This window comes from Mycobacterium sp. 012931 (assembly GCF_000419295.1).
GTDB lineage: Bacteria > Actinomycetota > Actinomycetes > Mycobacteriales > Mycobacteriaceae > Mycobacterium > Mycobacterium marinum.
Map to the genome: position 1 here is coordinate 2403131 of NZ_AOPX01000001.1, position 18325 is coordinate 2421455.

The window sequence follows — 18325 nt, forward strand, 5'->3', positions numbered from 1 at the left end:
GACCCGCGGCGGATTTTGCTAGCCGGGCGGTCGGGCGGACCCCACCCTGGTCGATGGACTGGAGGCAGCACGCTGGACCCGCTGGCAATTCAGGTGACCCGAGTCCAGGGTTGGCAGTTCTGCGACTCGAAGGCCTTGACCGTCGAATTGATATTTGCATACATCGGGCCGACAGAAATATTCGTTTCGACGACGTGATCCTTGTTCGCATCGGGCGTGCTGTAGGTGAACCACACGCACATCGAGTCCTGTGTCGGCACATTGTTTATCCACACCGTCCAGTCCGATGCCGACCTGACAGTGTGGTAGAGGCCGGTCGCAATGTCGGGCCCGACGAGAAAGAATCCGTTGCCCGGAATCGGGTCTATCGGGTCCGCGAGGGCCGGTGGCGCGAGAGCGATGGTGGCCACCCAGGTGACGAGGCCGGCGGCCGCCCGGCGCAGACGCGGTAGGGGCATGTTTCCTCGCCAGATAGTTGCCGATTCCATTGGCAGCGTATGCCCGGGCGCGCCGCGCCTCAATAGTTCTTGAAGAGCCTTAACCGGACGGTGCGGCGTCCGCAGTCGTGCGGTGCCGGCGTTCTGGGCGCCCATGGAGTCTTAGCCAAGAACTCCGCCAGGGCATTGCCCAGCGCGACAACGAGATTCGCTGCTGAGGAGGGCGACACCGGTCGGCGCGGGCGTCCACCCGCCGATGGCTGGGCCGTCGCGAGAACGCGATCGGCTGCCGGCCGGCGGGGCCACCCATCAGAGCAGGGGTCAGAGGAACTGGCTGGCAACTCCCAAGAAAGCCCTCAACTCGAAACCGCCCGCGAGCGTGCCCAATGCGATGTTGGCGGCGATGGGGGCGCCGAAGGCATAGACCAACCCGCCGGCAGGGTCCCCATTGATCGCTTGCTCGATCCCGCTCAGGAACAGGTTGAGGTCGTAGGACGGGACAGAGGTGACGAGCGCATTGGCGATGTCAGCGGTGGGAAGCAAGAACGCGTAGGTGTTGGCGGCGGTGTTCGAAATGTCGTTGACGATGGTGGTGTTTGCCGACTGTAGGAAGTGGATAAAGTCATTGGGGGAGAACGTCGCTGGCGACAGCCCGGCCAGTAGCGTGCCCCCAGCGCCCGACGCCCCTAGTGGAGCGGACAGCAGCGTCGACGGCAGGTTGGAGTACGCCGATATCTCGGCGTTGATGTCACTGACGAAGGCGTTGACTCCTTGCTGGGTTCCGATGGCCAGATAGCCCGGCAGTGAAGTGGTTGCTTGCAGCGGCGGGAGGACCCCGAACGGGGTGGGCACATTCGGCGGCGAGGTCGACCATCCATAGGCGGGATCGCCGTAGCCCCAGTTGACCAGATACCTCAAATCAGGCTCGATCAGGTCCGCAATCGGCGTGCCGATGACCGGGATTGCCCGCACTGGATCCAAGAGCGGCAGATGGGGGCTGGGGATCATGTAGTAGTTGGTCGATGTGGGGCCCACCGTGTTCGTCAATGGGATTGCGGTATCCAGCTGTTCGGGGGTAAGACTCGGGTACTGGCCGTGCAAGGACTGGATCCCCAGGAAGGCATTGAGGTCCGCCAGGAAATTGATGGGGTATCGAGGGAAGTCCGCGGCGCCATCGTATTCGAGTGTGAAAACGTTGGTGGGAAACGAATTGTCTGGCGTTGAGCCGTAAAAGTCGAGACCCATACTTGGCAGGCTGAGGCCGGGGAAGCGGGCAAACAGCCCGCCGTTGGGGTTCATTGGGTTGCCGAACAATGAGAAGGTCAGATCGTCGAAATACGGGCTGCCCGCGGCCCCTGAATTGGTGGGATTGAGTGCTCGCATCACCAGCGAAGCGATCATGGCGCTCTGCGAGTCGCCCGTGACGTTTACGGTGTTTCCGCTGGTGAGCAGCCCTAGGTAAGGCGGATTCGTGCCGACCAGGGTGTTGGTGAGGATGGCTACGCCCTGGGGGACCGACACGTTGAGGGGCAAGGTCTTGATACCGGTATCGATGTAGAACTGGGCGGGTGTGAACAGCCCCTGAACCAAGGCCGGGTCGACCGGAAAATACGGCGCGACGAATTTGGAAACAACATTGCTGATGTAGGCGGGCGACGGGATCGGGTTTCCGCTGCCGCCGACGACCAGGGTGTAGATCGGGTCCCCGGCTGCGGCATCGGCGCGGCGGCCGCCATCGCACCCGACGTGCTGGCCGCCGTGCCGCCCAGCAATGCGCGGATGGGTGAGCTCAGCGTCGTCAACGCCTGCGACAAGGTGGCCGCGCCGGCGGCCTCGGCCTGCGTGTAAACGCTTCCCGCCGCGGCGAGCGTGGCAGCGAAGTGGTCGTGAAACACCGCGGCGTCTGTGATGACGGCTTGGCACTCCTGGCCGTATGCACTGAACAGCTTCGCGATGAGCTGTGATACCTCATCGCCGGCCGCGGCCATCATTGCGGTTGTCGGGCTTGCCGCGGCAGCGTTCGCCATGCCGATCGCCGACCGGATGTCGGCGATGTCCGCGGCCGCGGTCGTCAGAATGTCTGGCTGCGTGATCACATAAGTCATCGGACCGTCCTTCGCAACGATGAAGGCCATCCGACAGTTGCCGGTACTCGGTTGTGCTGATCGGCAAAAGCCGGCCACCGGGAAGGCGCTACTTGAGCGTAGAGGGATATATCCGGTGTGTCCGGGGTTTGCGCGGCGAGCGTTCGGGGCCCGGCTTTCCCAACGTGGAAGACCCGCTTGTCGATCACGATCCGCCGTTGCGGTCAGCCGCCGCGGGCGGCGATCATCGCCGATCGATTCACTTTGGTGGCTGCCGTGCGCGGGATCTGGTCGACGAATTCGACCGTCTTGGGCACCTTGTACGGTGCGAGTCGATTCTTGGCATACTCGATCACCTGCTGCTCGGTCAGCGGTGCCGCGACTTGTACCACCGCGTGTACCCGACGTCCCCAGCGTGCGTCGGCGATGCCTATCACCACGACGTCGGCGATGCCTGGATGCCCGGCCAGTGCCGACTCGACTTCTGCCGGAAAAACATTCGCTCCGCCAGTGATGATCATGTCGACGCGGCGGTCGACGATGTAGAGGTAGCCATCCTCGTCCAGATATCCGATGTCGCCCGCACAGCGATAGCCTTCGCCGGTCGACGGCAGCGGCGGTGCTCCACCGAGATAGCGGTATCCCGCGCTCATCGGCGCGCGCAGATAGACGTCACCGTGCTCGCCGGGGCCCACCGGCTGCTGCTGGGAATCCAGGATCTGGATCTCGGTTTCCCGGAAGCCGCGACCGACGCTGCCCGGATGGGAAACCCATTCGTCGCCGCGTAGCGCGGTGAGCCCGAGGTTCTCGGTCATTCCGTAGGCGGTCACGATCTTCTCCGGGCCGAGTAGTTCGAACCAGGTGTGCAACAACGACGGTGGCATCACGGCGGCGCCTTGCAGGATAAAGACGATGCTGGACAAGTCCCGCTGCCGGATACCCGGGATCGCGGCAATGCGCGCCAGCATGGTGGGAGTCGCGGTGAAGTTGGTGACCCGAAAGCGTTCGATCACATCCACCACCAATGCCGCATCGAACTTTTCGAGCACCACCAGATGGTCGCCCCCCAGCAGCATCAGGAAGGTGGCGAAACCGTTGGTGTGATACATCGGTGCCGGCACCATGATGGTCTGCGGCTGGGCTACCGGGGTCCAGGCCGACAGGAACGGTTCGCCGTGTTCGGGGGTCCACAGTGACGGAGCGAGATTGAGAATCACCTTGGGTACTCCGGTGGATCCGCTGCTGCAGATGCCGTTGGCGGTGGGCGAAACAGCCGTGGGCAGCGGATCCCGGGATTCACCAGCCGCGTGGGCCTGTAGCCGCCAACGGTTGTGTTCGTCGACGATCACGGCGGGATCGATTACCGCGCGTACCCGGTCGCGCTCCCATTCGGGCAGATCCCAGTGCATGGGAATGGGAACCGCGCCGATTTTCCAGCACCCCAATGTGGCCAGCACCAGATGCTGCGAGTTCGGAATCGCCAAGGCCACCAGGGAGCCCGTCTGGGCGCCATGGGCGGCCAGAGTCCGTCCCCACTGGTTGGCAAGGCGGTCGAGTTCACCGAAGGTCATCGATTGCGTGCTGCCCTCGGGTGCGACGATGGTCACCGCAGTCTCGTCGCGACGTTGTTCGGCAAGCTCCTCGAGCCTGGTTCCGAAGGGCACCCCGTCCGCCAACGGGTTCGTCGTGGTGCCGGGCCCCATCGGTTGGGTGCTCATGCCGATACCGGTGCGCTGAAGAGAGTTTCCAGAGAGCCGTCCGCCGCGTCAGGTATCAGCCGGATGGCCAGCGCTTCGGCGCACAGAGGTAGCCGGATGAGTGGTTGGGTATGCCGATCCAGCACGCTGATGTCGGACTCGTCGCAGAATCCCAGGGCGCCGAGCAGTTGGTGTGAGATGCGCAGCACCTGGCGCGCGGTATCGGCGGCCTTGAGCCGTAGCAAGAGCGCATCGGCTGAACGAACCCGCGCCGCATACGATTCCGTGCGGCTGATGGTGTACTTGGCCAGTTCAGCGAGTCCGCGCACCGCGACGGCCGCATCCGCGACACAAAACCGCACTGTCTGGAAGTCCGCCAGCGCCTTGCCGAATTGGATCCTGGTCCGTACGTGGGCGGTGACGATGTCCAGTGATTGTTGCACCGCTCCCAGGATGCGCCACGATCCCAGGACGAGATGAAGATCGATGTCACTGGCCGCGACGGTTCCCTCTGGGGCACCCAGCGTGGCTGGCACCAGGAACGGGCCCAACTTGGCGGCCGTGCGTGCCGCCGGCTGTGGCCGATAACGGGCTCCATCGAGATCGGCGGCGATCCAGGAGCCGGGCAGATCGCCGTGGTCAATGCGCGGTAGATCTGGGTTCACCAAGGCCAGCCGGGCCCCGTCGATGGACAGCAACTCCTCGACGAGCGGGTAGGGGAGCGCTACGGTGCCGGCAGCCCGGCAGAGCACGGCGGCGGCCAGCAGGTCATCGGGCCCGGATCGGACGTCCAGTTCAAATGCGCCAAGGTCGTCGAGGGCGGCACGGGCCGCGCGGCGGATGCCGTCGTCGGTCTCGGCTCTTAGCGCCGCTGGTGGCCCACCCACCCGCGCCAGGCGCTTGGCCGCGACGCGGGCAAAGTCGATAACATCTTGCGGCAGTTCGGTATTCACCGGTGTTCTCCCAAGACATCACGTGCAACGAGCATTCGTTGCACCTCAATGGTGCCGGATGCGACGGTGGCTGCCTGTGCGTAACGTCAATGGTCCTCGATCGCCCCGTGCAATGGGGCCGTGGCGCCGCTGTCCAACGCGGCCGGTCCGAGCACGTCCAACAGCAACTCGGCGACCTGTTGATCGCAGTTGGTGGTGACGATGCGGGCGGCGCTTGCCGCGGCACCCGCGGTGGGATCGTCGCGCAGCGCGACCGCGCGGTAGGCCAGCAGGCGCGCGACGCGCAGGTCCGCTAGTGCCCGCACCCAGCGGACCCGAATCGACTCGGGTAATCGCGCCCAGTCGTCGCCGAGCTCGGTGCGCATCCGATCCAGCAATGATTCGCACCGGGCGTAACGGGCGATCCCGACACATTCAAATGCCAGCGCTTCGCGCATCACTCGCCATCCGTCACCGGGCTCACCCAACACGTCGCTGGGCGACGCCGGCACCTCGTCCAGGAACATCTCGTTGAGGTGATGCGGTCCCAGCATCGAGGGGATCGGCCGGACCGTGAAACCCGGCCGGTCCATGGGAAGCAGAAACAGGGTGAGGCGCTTGGGTTTGGGCGCGTCCGGATGAGTGCAGGCCGCCAGCACACACCAGGACGCCATCTGCGCATATGACGTCCAGACCTTCTGGCCAGTGATACGCCACCCCGGGCCGTCAGGAGCTTCGGGTACCGCACGGGTGCGCAGCGACGCAAGATCGGTTCCCGCCTCAGGCTCGGAGAATCCTTGGCACCACACCACCTCGCCGGCCGCGATTGCGGACAGGTGCTGTGTCTTCTGCGCCGGGGTTCCGTAGCGCATGATCGCCGGGCCGACCCAGTTGATTCCCATGTACTGCGGACCGCGCGGTTCATGGCGGGCCCACATCTCCTCGCGCAAGACGGTCTGCTGCCAGATCGAACCGCCACCACCACCGTGCTCCTCCGGCCACGCCAGTGCCAGCAGATCCTCGGCGGCCAACAGTTTGCAGAATGATTCGGTGGTCGCGAGATCTTGCGGATCGGTGGTGCACGCACCGAGGAAGTCGTCGGGGATGTGCTCGGATATCAGCCTACGCAGTCGGTCTCGCAGTTGGCGGGCGTCATCGCCGAGGTCGTAGTCCATCGGTCATCCCTTCGGCAGCCCGAGTAGTCGCTCGGCGATGATGTTGCGCTGGATCTCAGATGTTCCGCCGTAGATGGTGGCGGCCAGCGCGTCCTGGCGTTCGAGGAGCAGATCAGCGTCGCCGGCCCAGGATGGCCTCGCGGCCACGGCGGCAAGGTCCCAAACCCGCTGCAGCGTAACCGAACCAAGCAGTTTCACGATGTCGGCCTCCGGGCTGGGGCGCCCGGCGAGCTCGTTGTCCAGAGCGCGGTATCCGGTGGCACGCAGTGCTTCGGCGTCGGCCAGTAGCGAGCCCAGCTCGCTGTAGACGTCGTCGTCCTGGGTGTTACGTGCCACCTGCAGCCCGCGCTTGATTTCGACCCAGTTCATGATCCAGATCATCTGACGTTCATGGTGCAGTGAGGACAATGCGACATCCCAGCCACCGTGCAGAGGGCCCAGCAGGTTGTCGAACGGCACTTCGACATCGTCGAGGAACACCTCGCAGAAGATCTCATCGGAGACCGATGCCATTCGAATGGGTTCGACACGGACCCCGGGTGACTGCAGGTCAAGAATCAGGCAGGAGATGCCGCGGTGTTTCGGCGCATCCGGGTCGGTACGCGCATACAGCGTGCACCAACGCGATTCGTGAGCTTGGGTGGTCCAGATCTTGTGGCCGTTGACCCGAAACAGCGCGCCGTCGAGTTCGGCGCGGGTGCGCAGACCGGCGAAGTCCGACCCGGCTTCCGGTTCGGACATGCCCAATGCCCACCATTGGTCGCCGCGCAGCAGCGGCACCATCAGGCGATCGATCTGGCTGGGTGTACCGAACTGACGAAGACCCGGCGCAACGACGTTTGGCCCGGCGATGTTGGGCAGCTTGGGCGCCGATCGCAACGCGGCTTCGATCCGGATCTCCATGGCTTCGGCCAAGCCCAGCGAACGCCCGCCGTGGCGGCGGGGCCAGGTGGGTTGGATCCACCCCGCCTCGAAGGCGGCACGTTGATAGTCCCGCCGCAGGGCAATGTCCCAGCGGCACCGGGGGTATCGCTGGTAGTAGTCCCTTGGCAGGAAGTCGGCGAGCCAGCTCGCGAATTCTTCGGCGACTGGCACCGCTGGAGCCGGCGTCATTGCGGGCCTCCGGCAAAGCGGCGTCCCACCTCGTGGTAGAGCGCCCGACTGTCGCCCAACTGTGCGGCCCCCTGCCACGCATGCCGGACGTAGAGGTGGATGTGGTGTTCCCAGGTTTGAGCGATGGCGCCGTACACCTGGACCGCGGTAGTCGCGCAGCGAACCGCCGCGTCGGCCGCCGCGGCCTTGGCCAGTGCGGCAGCGGTCCAGTCCGGCGCGGGATGCGAGGCTGCCGCGTAGGTAAGACTGCGGGCGCGCTCCACGCTGACGTAGTTGTCGGCCAGCGCGTGCTTGATCCCCTGGAACCCGCCGATCGGCACTCCGAATTGATGTCGCGACTTCGCATGCTCGACGGCATGTTGCAGGACGGCGTCTGCCACGCCTACCAGGTCGGCGGAAACGGCCAGTAGCGGTGCGGTGACCACGGATTCGATCGATGCAACGGGCGCAATGAGCGCCGGGATGGCATCGACCTCGAGGTCGGCAAGGGGCTGGGCCGGGTCGGATGACGGCATTGTCCTGGTCGTGACGCCATCGCCGCGGCGTAGCACGGCGGCCACCGGCCCGTCGGCGGTGGTGGCGAGTGTGACGATCAGCGCGGCGCGCGCCAGATTGGGGACCGCGACCGCATGCCCGCGCAGCCGTCCGTGCTGCAGCACCATGGGTGGGCGAGCCAACCGATGGCCGGGGGACTGCACGGCCAGAGTGGCGACGACACCCGCGGCGATCTCGCTGAGGACGTCCTTTGCGGCAGGGCCGCAACCGCGCAACACGCCCGCGGCCATACCTATGCTGCTCAACAACGGGATGGGGGCGATGGCGCGACCACATTCTTCAAGGACCAGCGCCCGTTCGACCGAGCCGAAATCATCCCGGCAATCCGATGCCGCGAGTTCGGTCCAGCCGAGGTCTACCAAGGTCTTCCACGGTGCACGCCAGCATTGCGGATCGGTCATCGCCTGCCGGGCGGCGTCCGGTGGGCACGCGGCGCGCAGGATGTCGCGAGCGTTGTGGCGCAGCTCCAGCTGCTCCGAGGTCAGACCCACATCCATAACACCCCTAACATAATAAAAATAGTAAACTAGGCGATCGGACGCAATCGAGCGAACGGTCCAGGACACACACGGGTGGATGCATGATCGAGTGGTTCTTGTTCCTGCCGCAGCTGCGGTTGGCGGTGTCGGAGTTCGTGCAGCGGGCGATGTGCGCGGAAGATGCCGGGTTTGACGGGGTGGCGTTCATCGATCATCTCGAAGCTCCCGGGCAGCGCGATGAAAGCATCTGGGAAGCAATGAGTATCGCCACTTGGGTGGCGGCCAAGACGTCGCGATTGCGGGTCGGGCACCTGGTGCTCTGCGACGCGTTCCGACACCCGGCCGTGCTCGCCAAGCAAGCCGTCACCCTATCGGCCGCGTCGGGCGGCCGCTTGGAGCTGGGCCTGGGTGCCGGATCCTGGCCGGTTGAATTCACCAGATTCGAGGTTGGACAGCAGAATCCGGTGGACCGGGTGCGACAGCTCGAACGAGATCTTCGGCTGATCATGCGGTACTGGGGGGACACCGATGAAGCTCAACGCCCCCGGCCTTGGTACCCGATTCCGCTGCTGTTGGGCGGTAGCGGGCCCCGAATGATGAGACTCGTTGCACAGTAAGCTGATTGGTGGAATCTTCAGGCGAACCAGCTCGACCGATTGCCACGGTTGGCCTCGTCGGTTGGGTCAGCCCGAATATCGGTTCAACAGCTGGTGGGCTTTGTCCGTAGCGGTGAAGATTCGGCCAGCGTGCGTGAAGTGAGCACCCGCAGATTCGCTCACCTTGGGACGGGGTTGGTCTGCGGCGGCGCCGGAGAAATGATCGAACACTTTGCCGGCCTGGCCGCGCAGGGAGTCCAACGGTTCTACGTTTGGTTCGCCGACTTCGCGGCTGCGGATACGTTGGCCGAGTTCGGCGAATCTGTCATCAAGGAGTTTGCGGATCCCCGTTGACCGTGACCCGGGGCCGGTGGGCTTTGTTGAGGGCACCGACAGGCGGCAGGGGGAACCATCCACAGCGCGCGCCGAACTGGACGTCGAGGCCGGGGCGTTGATCGATACCGGTGAATCGGGGTTCAGTCGGCAATGAAGAATGCGGTGGCCATGCCGATCAGCGCGATCAACGCCAGCAGGAGCATTGACTGCGACATCACGGCCGCGAAGGGCTCCCGCAAAGACTCGACCAGTTGCACACCGGTCTTCTCGGCTTCCCGGAGCGCGGATAGCTGCGCGCTATCGGAAGGGGTCGGCATCTCGGCCGCGGTCCGCGATGCGATGAATGCGGCCATCGAGGCACTACCCAGCAGCTGGCCGAGGCTTCCCGCTGTGTTGTACACACCCGAGCCGGCGCCGGCCAGCTGGGGCGCCCGCTTTCGGGTAGCGGTAGCGGTCAGTGCTGGCCTGATGAACGCGAGCCCGAGGCCCAGCGCGATCGTCGGCATTATCAAATGCGATATCGAGGTATCGGGGACCATCTCGAACGACAGCCACGCCAACGCTACTGCCACCGTGGCGAAGGCGCACCCGAGCACCGGCCGCTGATTTGATCTATCCACGATCTTGCCAACTATGGGCGTAACCAGAAACGCCGCGATTGGCATGGGTGAACACAGCAGTGCCGTTCCCATCGGGGATAGTCCACAGACCATCTGCGCATAAAAGATTGTCGGCAGTCCCAGCGCCATGATCAAGAGGCCGTAAACGACGATCCCGAGACTGGACCAGGCAAACTCCCTATTGCCGAAGATTCGTAGCGGAATCAATGGCTCACCAGAGCTGATTGCTTGCCAATAAACGAATAGCGCCATCAGGGCTCCGGCGTTCCCTGGGGCCGAACCGATCACCGAGCCGGCCGGTCGTTAGTAGCGGCACCGTGCTCGCCAGCAAGTATGCGCTGGTTACCCAGATCACTTTGCTGTAATCGGCGTCGAGGCTAACCTTGATGCTCGGGTTGGCGACCATGACGACGGTGATGTCGAAGCCGATCATGAACCAGCCGACCATCAATGCCCAGAGGGCATACCAGGGTTTCTGCGAGTCTGCCGGGCTTCCGAGGAGGGCCGATGTTGTTGATCTGGCGCGCCGCACGGCGTTGGATAACTGAACCATCGCAGTAATCGCCTCTCTTGGCCGCAGCTGTCTAGGGGTGATCCGCAGGGTTCGGAACTTGTTGAGAGCAAGCGGATGTCGCCTGCGGTCTAGTGGCGTCGGTGTACGACAATCTGCCCACCGTCCTTCGGCGTAAATGCAATCCCGCGGTTGTGCCAGCGCTCGTCAGGTGCCGCATTGGGTTCGATGGTGAAGTGTTGCAATACCGTGCGTAGCACCACGTCGATCTCCAGATTGGCTAAGGCAGCCCCGATGCAGCGGCGAGTCCCGCCACCGAATGGGATCCATCCGAGCGACGATGGCTTGCCCCCCATGTGGCGATGCGGATCGAAGCGCTCCGGGTCGGGAAAGACCTCGGGATCGGATTGAACTTGTTCGATATGAAGGTGGACCGAATACCCTTGGGGCAGAACCCATTGACCGAGCCGGTAATAGGGCGAGCAGACGCGTCGAACTACTCGATCGACCGCCGGCCTGGTCCGCTGGACTTCCAGGATCGTCGCCTGCCGGAGGGCGCGACCGCCCCGGTCGGCCTCCTCAACCAGGGCCGCCAGCACATCGGGGTGCCGGCCCAACCGCTCGAACGCCCAGGTGAGCGTAGCTGCAGTGGTTTCATACCCTGCGGCCATCATTGTCAACAGTTCATCGACAATATCGTTGTGCGACATGGCCGAACCATCGTCGTAGCAGCTGCGCAGCATCAGCGCGAGCACGTCGGTTCGTTCGGCTAGATTGGGCCCGGTCCGAGCCGCTTCAACCAGTTTCTCGATGACGATCTCGCACTGGTGGCGCATTTCCGCCAGCCTTGCCCACGGACTGTAGCGGCCGTAGTCTCGTCTAGGCCTGGGCAGCAATGCGATCCGCAAGCCGAGAGTGACCCATGGCGGAACGAGTCGCCGTAGTTCATCGAGTTCGGCGCATTCGGGCCCGAAGAGGGCGCGCAAGATGCCACCTAGTGTGATTTGAGCCATCGCGGGCATGGCGGGAAACGACTGGCCCTCGGGCCAATTGGCGACTTCACGAAGCGTCTCGTCTTCGATGATGGACTCGTACGACTTCATGAGGTTGCCATGGAACAGCGGCATCAGTAGACGCCGGCGCTGCCGATGCTCCTCACCGTCCAGGGAGAAAATCAACCCCGGGCCGAACAGCCGGCCGAGATTGGGCTCGATGTTGCCCAGCTCCTCCGGGCTGGTGGCTAGGACTTGCTTAGCGAGTAGGGAGTCACCGACGACCACGATATGGCCATAGAGCGGCAAGTTGACCGAGAAGACTTTTCCGTAGCGGCGCGCCAATCGCAACAGCAGCCAACGGCGTAGTGCAACGTAGGTAATGGCCTGCAGCGCCTTCGGCATTCGGAACTCCAGGGGCAGCCTGACGGCGGGGGGTACTGCGGCGGCGGCAACTAGTTCGGTCATGGCTGCGCTCCGAGCGACTGGGAGGGGGGAGCCGGTCAACTCACGGAAGAACTATGAACTGCTAACACTGTTTCTATGGTTGTTAATTGTTTCTATTAATTGTCGGTTTCGTCAATGATGCGACATGTAGGACAAAAAGTGAACCCATCGAAAACTTTTCTCGGCTTCGCGCGCGAGGCATTGTCAGCTGGGGCGCGTGCTCCCCGCTCCGACCGGCTCGGTCATGGCAAGCCGATCATGGTCGCGGGGCAAATCCAGCCTCGAGTGTCCGCGACACCGCGACGGATTCCGAGATGCACTCCGCGGCAAGGGAATCAAAGAGGCCGATGTTGTCCTATCTGGGCAGATCTTGATGTGCTTCGCAACCACTCGATCGTGCCGTTGTGGCGCGGGTGGTCGGTGCCGGCGGCGCGCAGTTTGGCAGAAGTGTGGGTGGCTTCCCTGCCCCTGGGAGTTTCCTGTAGATCTCTTGGTAATGCCTGGCCATCCCGATGGTGTTTGGGTGGTGGCCAGGCAGGGTCAGACATTTTTGGGGTTGGTCGGCGCTGTTCGTCGTGGCGCATCAACCGCAGTTGCGATAGGAGCGGGCTTGGTCACCAGTCCTGAAGCCGTGATTGCCGCAGCGTGGACGAGTTGGTTCGGTACCGGTAGCCAACGCGGCTTCGCAGGGCGTCAGGATTTCAGGGACGGCGCATATCACGCGGGCGAGACAATGCCTGGGGCGAAAGCGCGTAGATGCGTTGTTCGGCGCGACCCGACAGGACGTAGGTCTGGGTGTCGGCCAGGTGCCGGCCGGCGATGCGTCGGGCTCGGTCCACGTCGCCTTCGGCGATCGTCTCGGTGAGCTTGATGTGCGTATTGAGTACCGCGCGGCGTTTGGCCAGTGACGGGTAGGTGCCGCGGGCCGCGCTCTCGTCCGCCCATTGCTGTTCGTGACTGGTCCACAGCGTCTCCAGGCTGCCGACCACCGCGATGATGGTGTGGTTGCCGCAGCCGCGCACGATGAGGTCGTGGAACTGCCGGCCGATCTCGGTGAACATCGCGCCGTCGTCGAGGTGCTCAGACATGGCTTCGTTGACCCGTTTGAGTTCGGGCACCAGCGTGTCGGCCCGGTCGGGCCGCTGCGCCGCCAGTGCGGCACAGGCAGGTTCGAGTTCCTGCAACGCCGCGCCGAGGTCGCTCACGGCCACGGACTCGCTCTGCAGGAGCAGCCCAAGCATGTAAGCGGCGCTGGTCTTGGCCGGTGCGTGCACGACCGCGCCGCCACGATTGCCCCGCCGAACCGAAACCAATCCCTCGGTTTCCAAGATCCGCAGCGCTTCTCGCAGGGAAACCAGACTGACGTTGAACTGTTCGACCAGCACTTCCTGGCGTGGCAGCAGGTCGCCGTCGGCAAGCTCGCCGTCGATGATCTGCCGGCGCAACTCGTCGGCTACTATTTCGGCAATTCTCGGTGCTGACAGTCTGCGTCGGGGGTCAGGGCCAATACCCAAGGCGGTCATCCGGTCCTCGCGCTAGGCAACAGGGGGAGCGCACGGCCGCTGGCTCCGCGAACTCGATTTGCTTAGCTATCTTAGCAGTGATGGCATAGATAGAACTATGCTCGGCAGCGTGAGTCATGGGTCTGAGGGCCGACCAACCCCGCTGGACAAGTTGCACGTACTCGAGATCAGTGACCGCATGGCCGGTAGCTATTGTGGCAAGCTGTTGGTTGATGCGGGCGCCCATGTGCGCAAAATTGAACCGCCACAAGGTGATCCGCTAAGGACCTACTCGGCGAGCTGTGCTCCGGTGCCAGAAGGTGCGCCAGCCGCACCGTTGTACTGCTATCTCAACGCCGGCAAGCAGAGCCTGACCCTGGCGCCGGATTCGCAGCGCTACCGCGCCGAGCTGGCCGCAGCAGACGTTCTGATCGTCACCGCCGGGCGCTCGCAGGCCGGGGGGCTGGGCATCGATCCGGTGCAATTGCTTGCTGACTCGCCGCAGGCCATCATCGTCACGATCTCCGACTTCGGCTGGGCCGGTCCGTTCGCTGAGCGTGCCGCTAGCGAGTTCACCCTGCAGGCGTGGGCGGGCTCGCCTGGCTTTCGCGGTGATCCGGCTGGACCGCCCATCTCGATCGGCGGAGACCTGGGCGAGTACATGGGCGGCGCGTTCGCCGCATTCGGTGCGCTGGCTATAAGTCGCCGTGTCGAACGTGGCGGTCCGGGGGAGCACCTTGACTTGTCGATGCTCGAGGCGATGGCGCTGATGCAGAGCAGCGAATGGCTGCATTCGCAGCTGCTGCAGGTTCCGTCGGTTCGACGCACCCTCGAGGTCCCCTCCATCGTGCCCGTCAAAGACGGTTACGTCGGCATCACCATGGTCACCGGTCAGCAGTGGCTCGACTTCTGCGCGATGGTGGAATGCCCCGAACTGGAAGATATTCCGCAGTTGCGCTTCCAGATCGGCCGATGGGAATACCGGGACCTGATCCGAGAATCGATCGGTCCCTGGATGGCCGAACGAACCGTCGAGGAGATCGTCGAACTGGGACAGCTCTTCCGGCTACCCATCGCGGCGTTGGGCAACGGTGCCACCATCCGCAACATGGACCACATCACCGCGCGTGGGGTCTTCGTGGAAAATCCCGCGGGCTTTCACCAGCCTCGCCCGCCGTGGTTGATGTCGCGCTGCGCCCCGGCGCCGGTTGGACGCACCGCTGCGCCCGGTGCGGACGTCGACGACGAGCCCCGCTGGTCCGCGGCCGAATCCAAGCCCAAGCCGGTAGACCAAGGCCTGCCGCTGGAGGGGGTTCGCGTCATCGATCTCACCGCTTTCTGGGCCGGCCGCGCCGCCACCCACCTGCTGGCGGCGTTCGGAGCCGACGTCGTCAAGATCGAGTCGATTCAGCGTCCGGATGGCATTCGCTATTCGGGGGGCATGCGCACCGACGTGGATGACTGGTGGGAATACGGCTGGGTGTTCCATGCAATGAACACCAACAAGCGTTCGGTAACAATGGATTTGGGCTCGGTTGAAGGTCGCGGTCTGTTCCTGAGGTTGATCGCCGATGCCGATCTGGTTATCGAGAACTTCTCGCCGCGGGTAATGGACCACTTTGGTCTCAGCGCCGACGTGCTGCTGCAGGCCAATCCCAAACTTGTTGTCGCCAGGATGCCGGCGTTCGGACTGGACGGCCCGTGGCGCGAACGGGTCGGGTTCGCTCCCACCATGGAACAGATCGGGGGCCTGACCTGGTTGACCGGATTGTCCGACGCGCCACCGGTAACGCCGCGGGGAGCCTGCGACCCGCTGGCCGGTGTCCATGCCGCTTTTGCAGTGCTTGCCGCGCTGAGCTTTGCCGACCGAACCGGGTTGGGTCAACAGGTCGAACTGCCGATGGTCGAAGCGGTACTGAACACCACCGCAGTTCAGCCCATCGAGTTCGAGATGTTCGGGACTACCCTGGGCCGAAGGGGTAATCGTGGCCTAGGCGGGGCGTTGCAGAACATTTATCGCTGTGCCGGTGACGACGATCATTGGATCGCGGTCAGCGTGTGCGACGACCGGCAATGGCGGGCACTGGTTGACCTGATGGATGATCCGCCGTGGTGCGATGCGGGCTTATCTACCGCGGCCGGGCGGCGAGATCGTGCCGACGAAGTCGACGGCATGTTGCGGGAATGGTTTGCCATCCAGCCGCGGGACTCGACAGTGGAATTATTGGCCGCAGCCGGTATTCCAGCCGCGCCCGTCGTGTCGCCTTCGTCGGTGACCGAAAACCCGCAACTGCGCGGCCGCGGGTTCTTCGAGGGGCTGCTCCACCCACGCACCGGCCCGATGCTCTATCCCACGCCGCCGTTCGCCCGGCTGGCCGGCCAGAGCGAATGGTTACGGCGCCCGCCGCCAACATTGGGCCAGCACACCAAGGAGATCCTGCGGGATCGGTGCGGGCTGAACGAGCACGAACTGGAGCGACTCAGGGCCGGTGAGGTAATCGGGACCCGCCCCAAGGGCGTCTGATGGCAAAGGAGTAGCCGATGCGAGTGATCGTTGACGAGACCTTGTGTGAGGCGAATGGATTCTGTGAATCGCTCGCCCCGGACATCTTTGCGCTCGGAGATGCTGACGTGGTGCAGATCGCCGATGGCCCGGTGCCTGCGGATCGTCAGATCGATGTGCACGCTGCCGTCGACCAATGCCCGAAAGCCGCACTGCGGCTCATCGACTGACGTCCGAACTACCGTGCGCCCGGAGCGGCCGCATCGCAGTCATTGAAGGTGCTCCGAGCTGGGTGAAGCGCAGAGTTGGATGACTCCGCACCCTGGGGGGGCTTGGCGGCACTCGATAAGCGAAACCCGGCATGGATTGATCTCATCGCCCTCGCGCCCCCGTAGGGCAGGTGCAGACTTTGCCGCCCGTACCTTCAAACTCGGCCACATCAGACACATGTCGCTGCCGCTCAGCGGGAGTCGAAAAGCGCTGACGGTACCAACGTCTGCAACTGCGGTGCCTCTTGGGCGGTTGCCAAAGAAGGGGGCGCCATCGGGGGCTGTAGGCCGGCAAGGTGGCGCTGAGCCGATTCCGAAACGGATTGCTGCACAGTGGTAGAGAACCGAGAGCCGGACGCGCGAGAGTGAATGACTCCGCCGCGCCGCGCGGCGCCGGGGCCTACCCTGTTCGGACAGCGGCCTTGCCCGGTCCGCTCCCGCGTTGACGTGTGGTGCCTAAAATAGTAAAAATAGGCATGGTCGTCGGACCACGAAGCATGAGCGCGGCTCGGTTGCCGCTTGGCCGCCTGGGAAACGGAGGCCTTGTGGCGCCTTCCACCTCGAACTCGGCCTCAAACTCGGCCGAAGAACTCTCCGAACAAGAATTCGGTCCCTCCGGCATCGCGCTGTCGCCGTACCGGTTCCCGACGGGGTGGTTCATCGTGGCGTTCTCATCCGAGCTGGGTGCCGGCGAAGTCAAGCGAGTGCACTATTTTGGTGAAGAGCTGGTGTTGTTCCGCACCGCGTCGGGACGGGTGCATGCGCTGGACGCCTACTGTCAGTACCTAGGCGCGAACCTGGGCGTCGGCGGCACCGTCGAGGGTGAACACATCGTCTGCCCATGGCACGGGTGGCAGTGGCGCGGTGACGGCACCAACGCGCTGATTCCCTACAGCAAGATCGGCTGCAAGAAGAACGTACGAATCCGCAGCTACCCGAGCATCCAGTGGTACGGCTTTATCCTGGTCTGGCAGGAGCGCCACGGCCGGCCGCCCTACTGGCAGCCGCCAGTGCTGCCCGAGCTGGAAACAAATGAGTACTACCCGTTGCACCCACATACCCGGATGCTCAACCGGGTCAAGGTGCATCCGCAGATGATCATCGAGAACGCCGCGGACCCCTACCACGTTCAATACGTGCACAAGGCGGCCAGTCCCGCCAACACGGCCTCGTTCGAGGTCTCCGGCTATCACCTGCACGCGACAGTCAATGCGAACTTCGGCGGCGGACGGACCAAGACATGGCTGACCCCGAATGGCCCGGTTGATGCGAAGATCGTCTACGACAACTATTCACTGGGCCTCGGCATTGTGCGCTTTCCAAGCGAATTGGTGGCCACCGTTCAAGTCACCGGACAGACACCGGTCGACGAGGACTACACCGACTACTTCTACACCCAGGCTTCCATCCGCGAACCCGGCGACGCCGGCGACGTACCGACCGGTCGCGCCGCAAGGTTCCTGGCGCTGCAGCAGGAAGTCATCAAACAAGACTTCTTCACCTGGGAGAACATGAAATACCTGGAGAAGCCGAACCTGGCTCCCGAAGAGGCGCGCGCGACTATGCCGCCCTTCGTCGCTGGGCGCACCGCTTCTACCCGGGGGCGCAAACCTCGCCCGCCGATTTCGGATACACCGCCGACGGCCTGCCCGATTCGGCCGCGTCGAAAGCCTGATCGGCAGCTGAGCGGGCCCTTCGGTCCGTCTGATCTCGGAGTCGATCGCTTCACGGTCCCGGCGGTGCGCGACCGGCGTGCGGCACGGCCGAATCCGAACTTCGACGTCCGGATCGTCGACGACGACGGCACCGGACTGCCTACCGGCATGGTCGGTGAGATTGTCTGTCGGCCCGGCTACCCCAACGCGATGAGCGCGGGGTACCTACGTCAGCACAGCGGCTTCGGGTTGCACATTGCCCCGCACCCGGACGGGTTTCACATCGGCCCCCCGGACCGCGAGAAGAAATGCCTCAGGCAGTACATCGTGACGATAACCTGGTGGTGTTCTGGCGCCGGCTGGGCTGCCCGCCTTCTGCACGGCACGCATGCGCTAGGGGATTGAACCCAGGGCCTGGGATC

Annotated in this window: 14 protein-coding genes and 3 pseudogenes; 5 read left to right on the forward strand and 12 right to left on the reverse strand. The window is 64.2% G+C overall.

All coding sequences use genetic code 11. The features are described 5' to 3' along the window. Window positions 1-89: 89 nt before the first annotated feature. From MMSP_RS10780 to MMSP_RS10810, 8 genes and pseudogenes are all read right to left on the reverse strand, one after another. Window positions 90-458 carry a hypothetical protein gene (locus tag MMSP_RS10780; RefSeq protein WP_036426426.1) on the reverse strand — a complete coding sequence of 123 codons (369 nt, stop codon included), beginning with the start codon at window positions 456-458 and terminating at the stop codon, window positions 90-92. Window positions 459-758: 300 nt separating this feature from the next. After that, complete coding sequence (locus MMSP_RS10785; RefSeq protein WP_235065723.1) at window positions 759-2027, reverse strand: PE-PPE domain-containing protein; 1269 nt, start codon at window positions 2025-2027, stop codon at window positions 759-761. Further along, complete coding sequence (locus MMSP_RS28340) at window positions 1937-2542, reverse strand: PE family protein (RefSeq protein ID WP_235065724.1); 606 nt, start codon at window positions 2540-2542, stop codon at window positions 1937-1939. Before MMSP_RS28340 ends, MMSP_RS10785 begins: the two co-directional genes overlap by 91 nt. A 203-nt stretch (window positions 2543-2745) precedes the next feature. Beyond that, complete coding sequence (locus MMSP_RS10790; RefSeq protein ID WP_020786632.1) at window positions 2746-4239, reverse strand: class I adenylate-forming enzyme family protein; 1494 nt, start codon at window positions 4237-4239, stop codon at window positions 2746-2748. Beyond that, window positions 4236-5171, reverse strand: coding sequence for an acyl-CoA dehydrogenase family protein (locus tag MMSP_RS10795; protein ID WP_020786633.1), 936 nt, complete (start codon window positions 5169-5171; stop codon window positions 4236-4238). Before MMSP_RS10795 ends, MMSP_RS10790 begins: the two co-directional genes overlap by 4 nt. Then, window positions 5168-6325 (reverse strand): annotated as a pseudogene (locus MMSP_RS10800) (acyl-CoA dehydrogenase family protein). The gene MMSP_RS10795 and the pseudogene MMSP_RS10800 overlap by 4 nt, the downstream one beginning before the upstream one ends. Window positions 6326-6328: 3 nt before the next feature. Beyond that, window positions 6329-7438: an acyl-CoA dehydrogenase family protein gene (locus MMSP_RS10805; RefSeq protein WP_020786635.1), complete on the reverse strand. Its 1110-nt coding sequence runs from the start codon at window positions 7436-7438 to the stop codon at window positions 6329-6331. Continuing rightward, window positions 7435-8490, reverse strand: coding sequence for an acyl-CoA dehydrogenase family protein (locus tag MMSP_RS10810; RefSeq protein ID WP_036426427.1), 1056 nt, complete (start codon window positions 8488-8490; stop codon window positions 7435-7437). The genes MMSP_RS10805 and MMSP_RS10810 overlap by 4 nt, the downstream gene beginning before the upstream one ends. Window positions 8491-8573: 83 nt before the next feature. On the opposite strand from MMSP_RS10810, the pseudogene MMSP_RS10815 reads away from it, so the two are divergent. Continuing rightward, a pseudogene (locus MMSP_RS10815) lies at window positions 8574-9422 on the forward strand (LLM class flavin-dependent oxidoreductase). Between the two features lie 122 nt (window positions 9423-9544). Here MMSP_RS10815 and MMSP_RS10820 read toward each other — a convergent pair. From MMSP_RS10820 to MMSP_RS10830, 4 genes are all read right to left on the reverse strand, one after another. Continuing rightward, window positions 9545-10276 (reverse strand): MFS transporter, encoded by a 732-nt coding sequence (locus tag MMSP_RS10820; protein WP_020786640.1) that lies wholly within the window; start codon window positions 10274-10276, stop codon window positions 9545-9547. Then, entirely contained in the window at window positions 10236-10577 is a 342-nt protein-coding gene (locus tag MMSP_RS28345; RefSeq protein ID WP_235065725.1) for a hypothetical protein, read from the reverse strand. Before MMSP_RS28345 ends, MMSP_RS10820 begins: the two co-directional genes overlap by 41 nt. 89 nt (window positions 10578-10666) lie before the next feature. Next, complete coding sequence (locus MMSP_RS10825; protein ID WP_020786641.1) at window positions 10667-11995, reverse strand: cytochrome P450; 1329 nt, start codon at window positions 11993-11995, stop codon at window positions 10667-10669. 680 nt (window positions 11996-12675) lie between these two features. Then, on the reverse strand, window positions 12676-13497 hold the full coding sequence (locus tag MMSP_RS10830) for a FadR/GntR family transcriptional regulator (protein WP_020726071.1): 822 nt from the start codon (window positions 13495-13497) through the stop codon (window positions 12676-12678). Window positions 13498-13594: 97 nt separating this feature from the next. On the opposite strand from MMSP_RS10830, the gene MMSP_RS10835 reads away from it, so the two are divergent. From MMSP_RS10835 to MMSP_RS10850, 4 genes and pseudogenes are all read left to right on the forward strand, one after another. Next, entirely contained in the window at window positions 13595-16000 is a 2406-nt protein-coding gene (locus MMSP_RS10835; protein WP_020786643.1) for a CoA transferase, read from the forward strand. A 17-nt stretch (window positions 16001-16017) separates the two neighbouring features. Continuing rightward, window positions 16018-16209 (forward strand): ferredoxin, encoded by a 192-nt coding sequence (locus MMSP_RS10840; protein ID WP_011741528.1) that lies wholly within the window; start codon window positions 16018-16020, stop codon window positions 16207-16209. A 536-nt stretch (window positions 16210-16745) separates the two neighbouring features. Beyond that, a pseudogene (locus MMSP_RS10845) lies at window positions 16746-17923 on the forward strand (aromatic ring-hydroxylating dioxygenase subunit alpha). A gap of 64 nt (window positions 17924-17987) precedes the next feature. After that, window positions 17988-18308: a hypothetical protein gene (locus MMSP_RS10850; RefSeq protein WP_036426428.1), complete on the forward strand. Its 321-nt coding sequence runs from the start codon at window positions 17988-17990 to the stop codon at window positions 18306-18308. The last annotated feature ends 17 nt before the right edge of the window (window positions 18309-18325 follow it).

Coding starts and splice junctions, on each gene's coding strand:
- MMSP_RS10825 (WP_020786641.1), bottom strand. CDS start 11,995: ATGACCGAACTAGTTGCCGCCGCCGCAGTACCCCCCGCCGTCAGGCTG.
- MMSP_RS10840 (WP_011741528.1), top strand. CDS start 16,018: ATGCGAGTGATCGTTGACGAGACCTTGTGTGAGGCGAATGGATTCTGT.
- MMSP_RS10805 (WP_020786635.1), bottom strand. CDS start 7,438: ATGACGCCGGCTCCAGCGGTGCCAGTCGCCGAAGAATTCGCGAGCTGG.
- MMSP_RS10790 (WP_020786632.1), bottom strand. CDS start 4,239: ATGAGCACCCAACCGATGGGGCCCGGCACCACGACGAACCCGTTGGCG.
- MMSP_RS28340 (WP_235065724.1), bottom strand. CDS start 2,542: ATGACTTATGTGATCACGCAGCCAGACATTCTGACGACCGCGGCCGCG.
- MMSP_RS28345 (WP_235065725.1), bottom strand. CDS start 10,577: ATGGTTCAGTTATCCAACGCCGTGCGGCGCGCCAGATCAACAACATCG.
- MMSP_RS10835 (WP_020786643.1), top strand. CDS start 13,595: ATGCTCGGCAGCGTGAGTCATGGGTCTGAGGGCCGACCAACCCCGCTG.
- MMSP_RS10780 (WP_036426426.1), bottom strand. CDS start 458: ATGCCCCTACCGCGTCTGCGCCGGGCGGCCGCCGGCCTCGTCACCTGG.
- MMSP_RS10810 (WP_036426427.1), bottom strand. CDS start 8,490: ATGGATGTGGGTCTGACCTCGGAGCAGCTGGAGCTGCGCCACAACGCT.
- MMSP_RS10830 (WP_020726071.1), bottom strand. CDS start 13,497: ATGACCGCCTTGGGTATTGGCCCTGACCCCCGACGCAGACTGTCAGCA.
- MMSP_RS10820 (WP_020786640.1), bottom strand. CDS start 10,276: ATGGCGCTATTCGTTTATTGGCAAGCAATCAGCTCTGGTGAGCCATTG.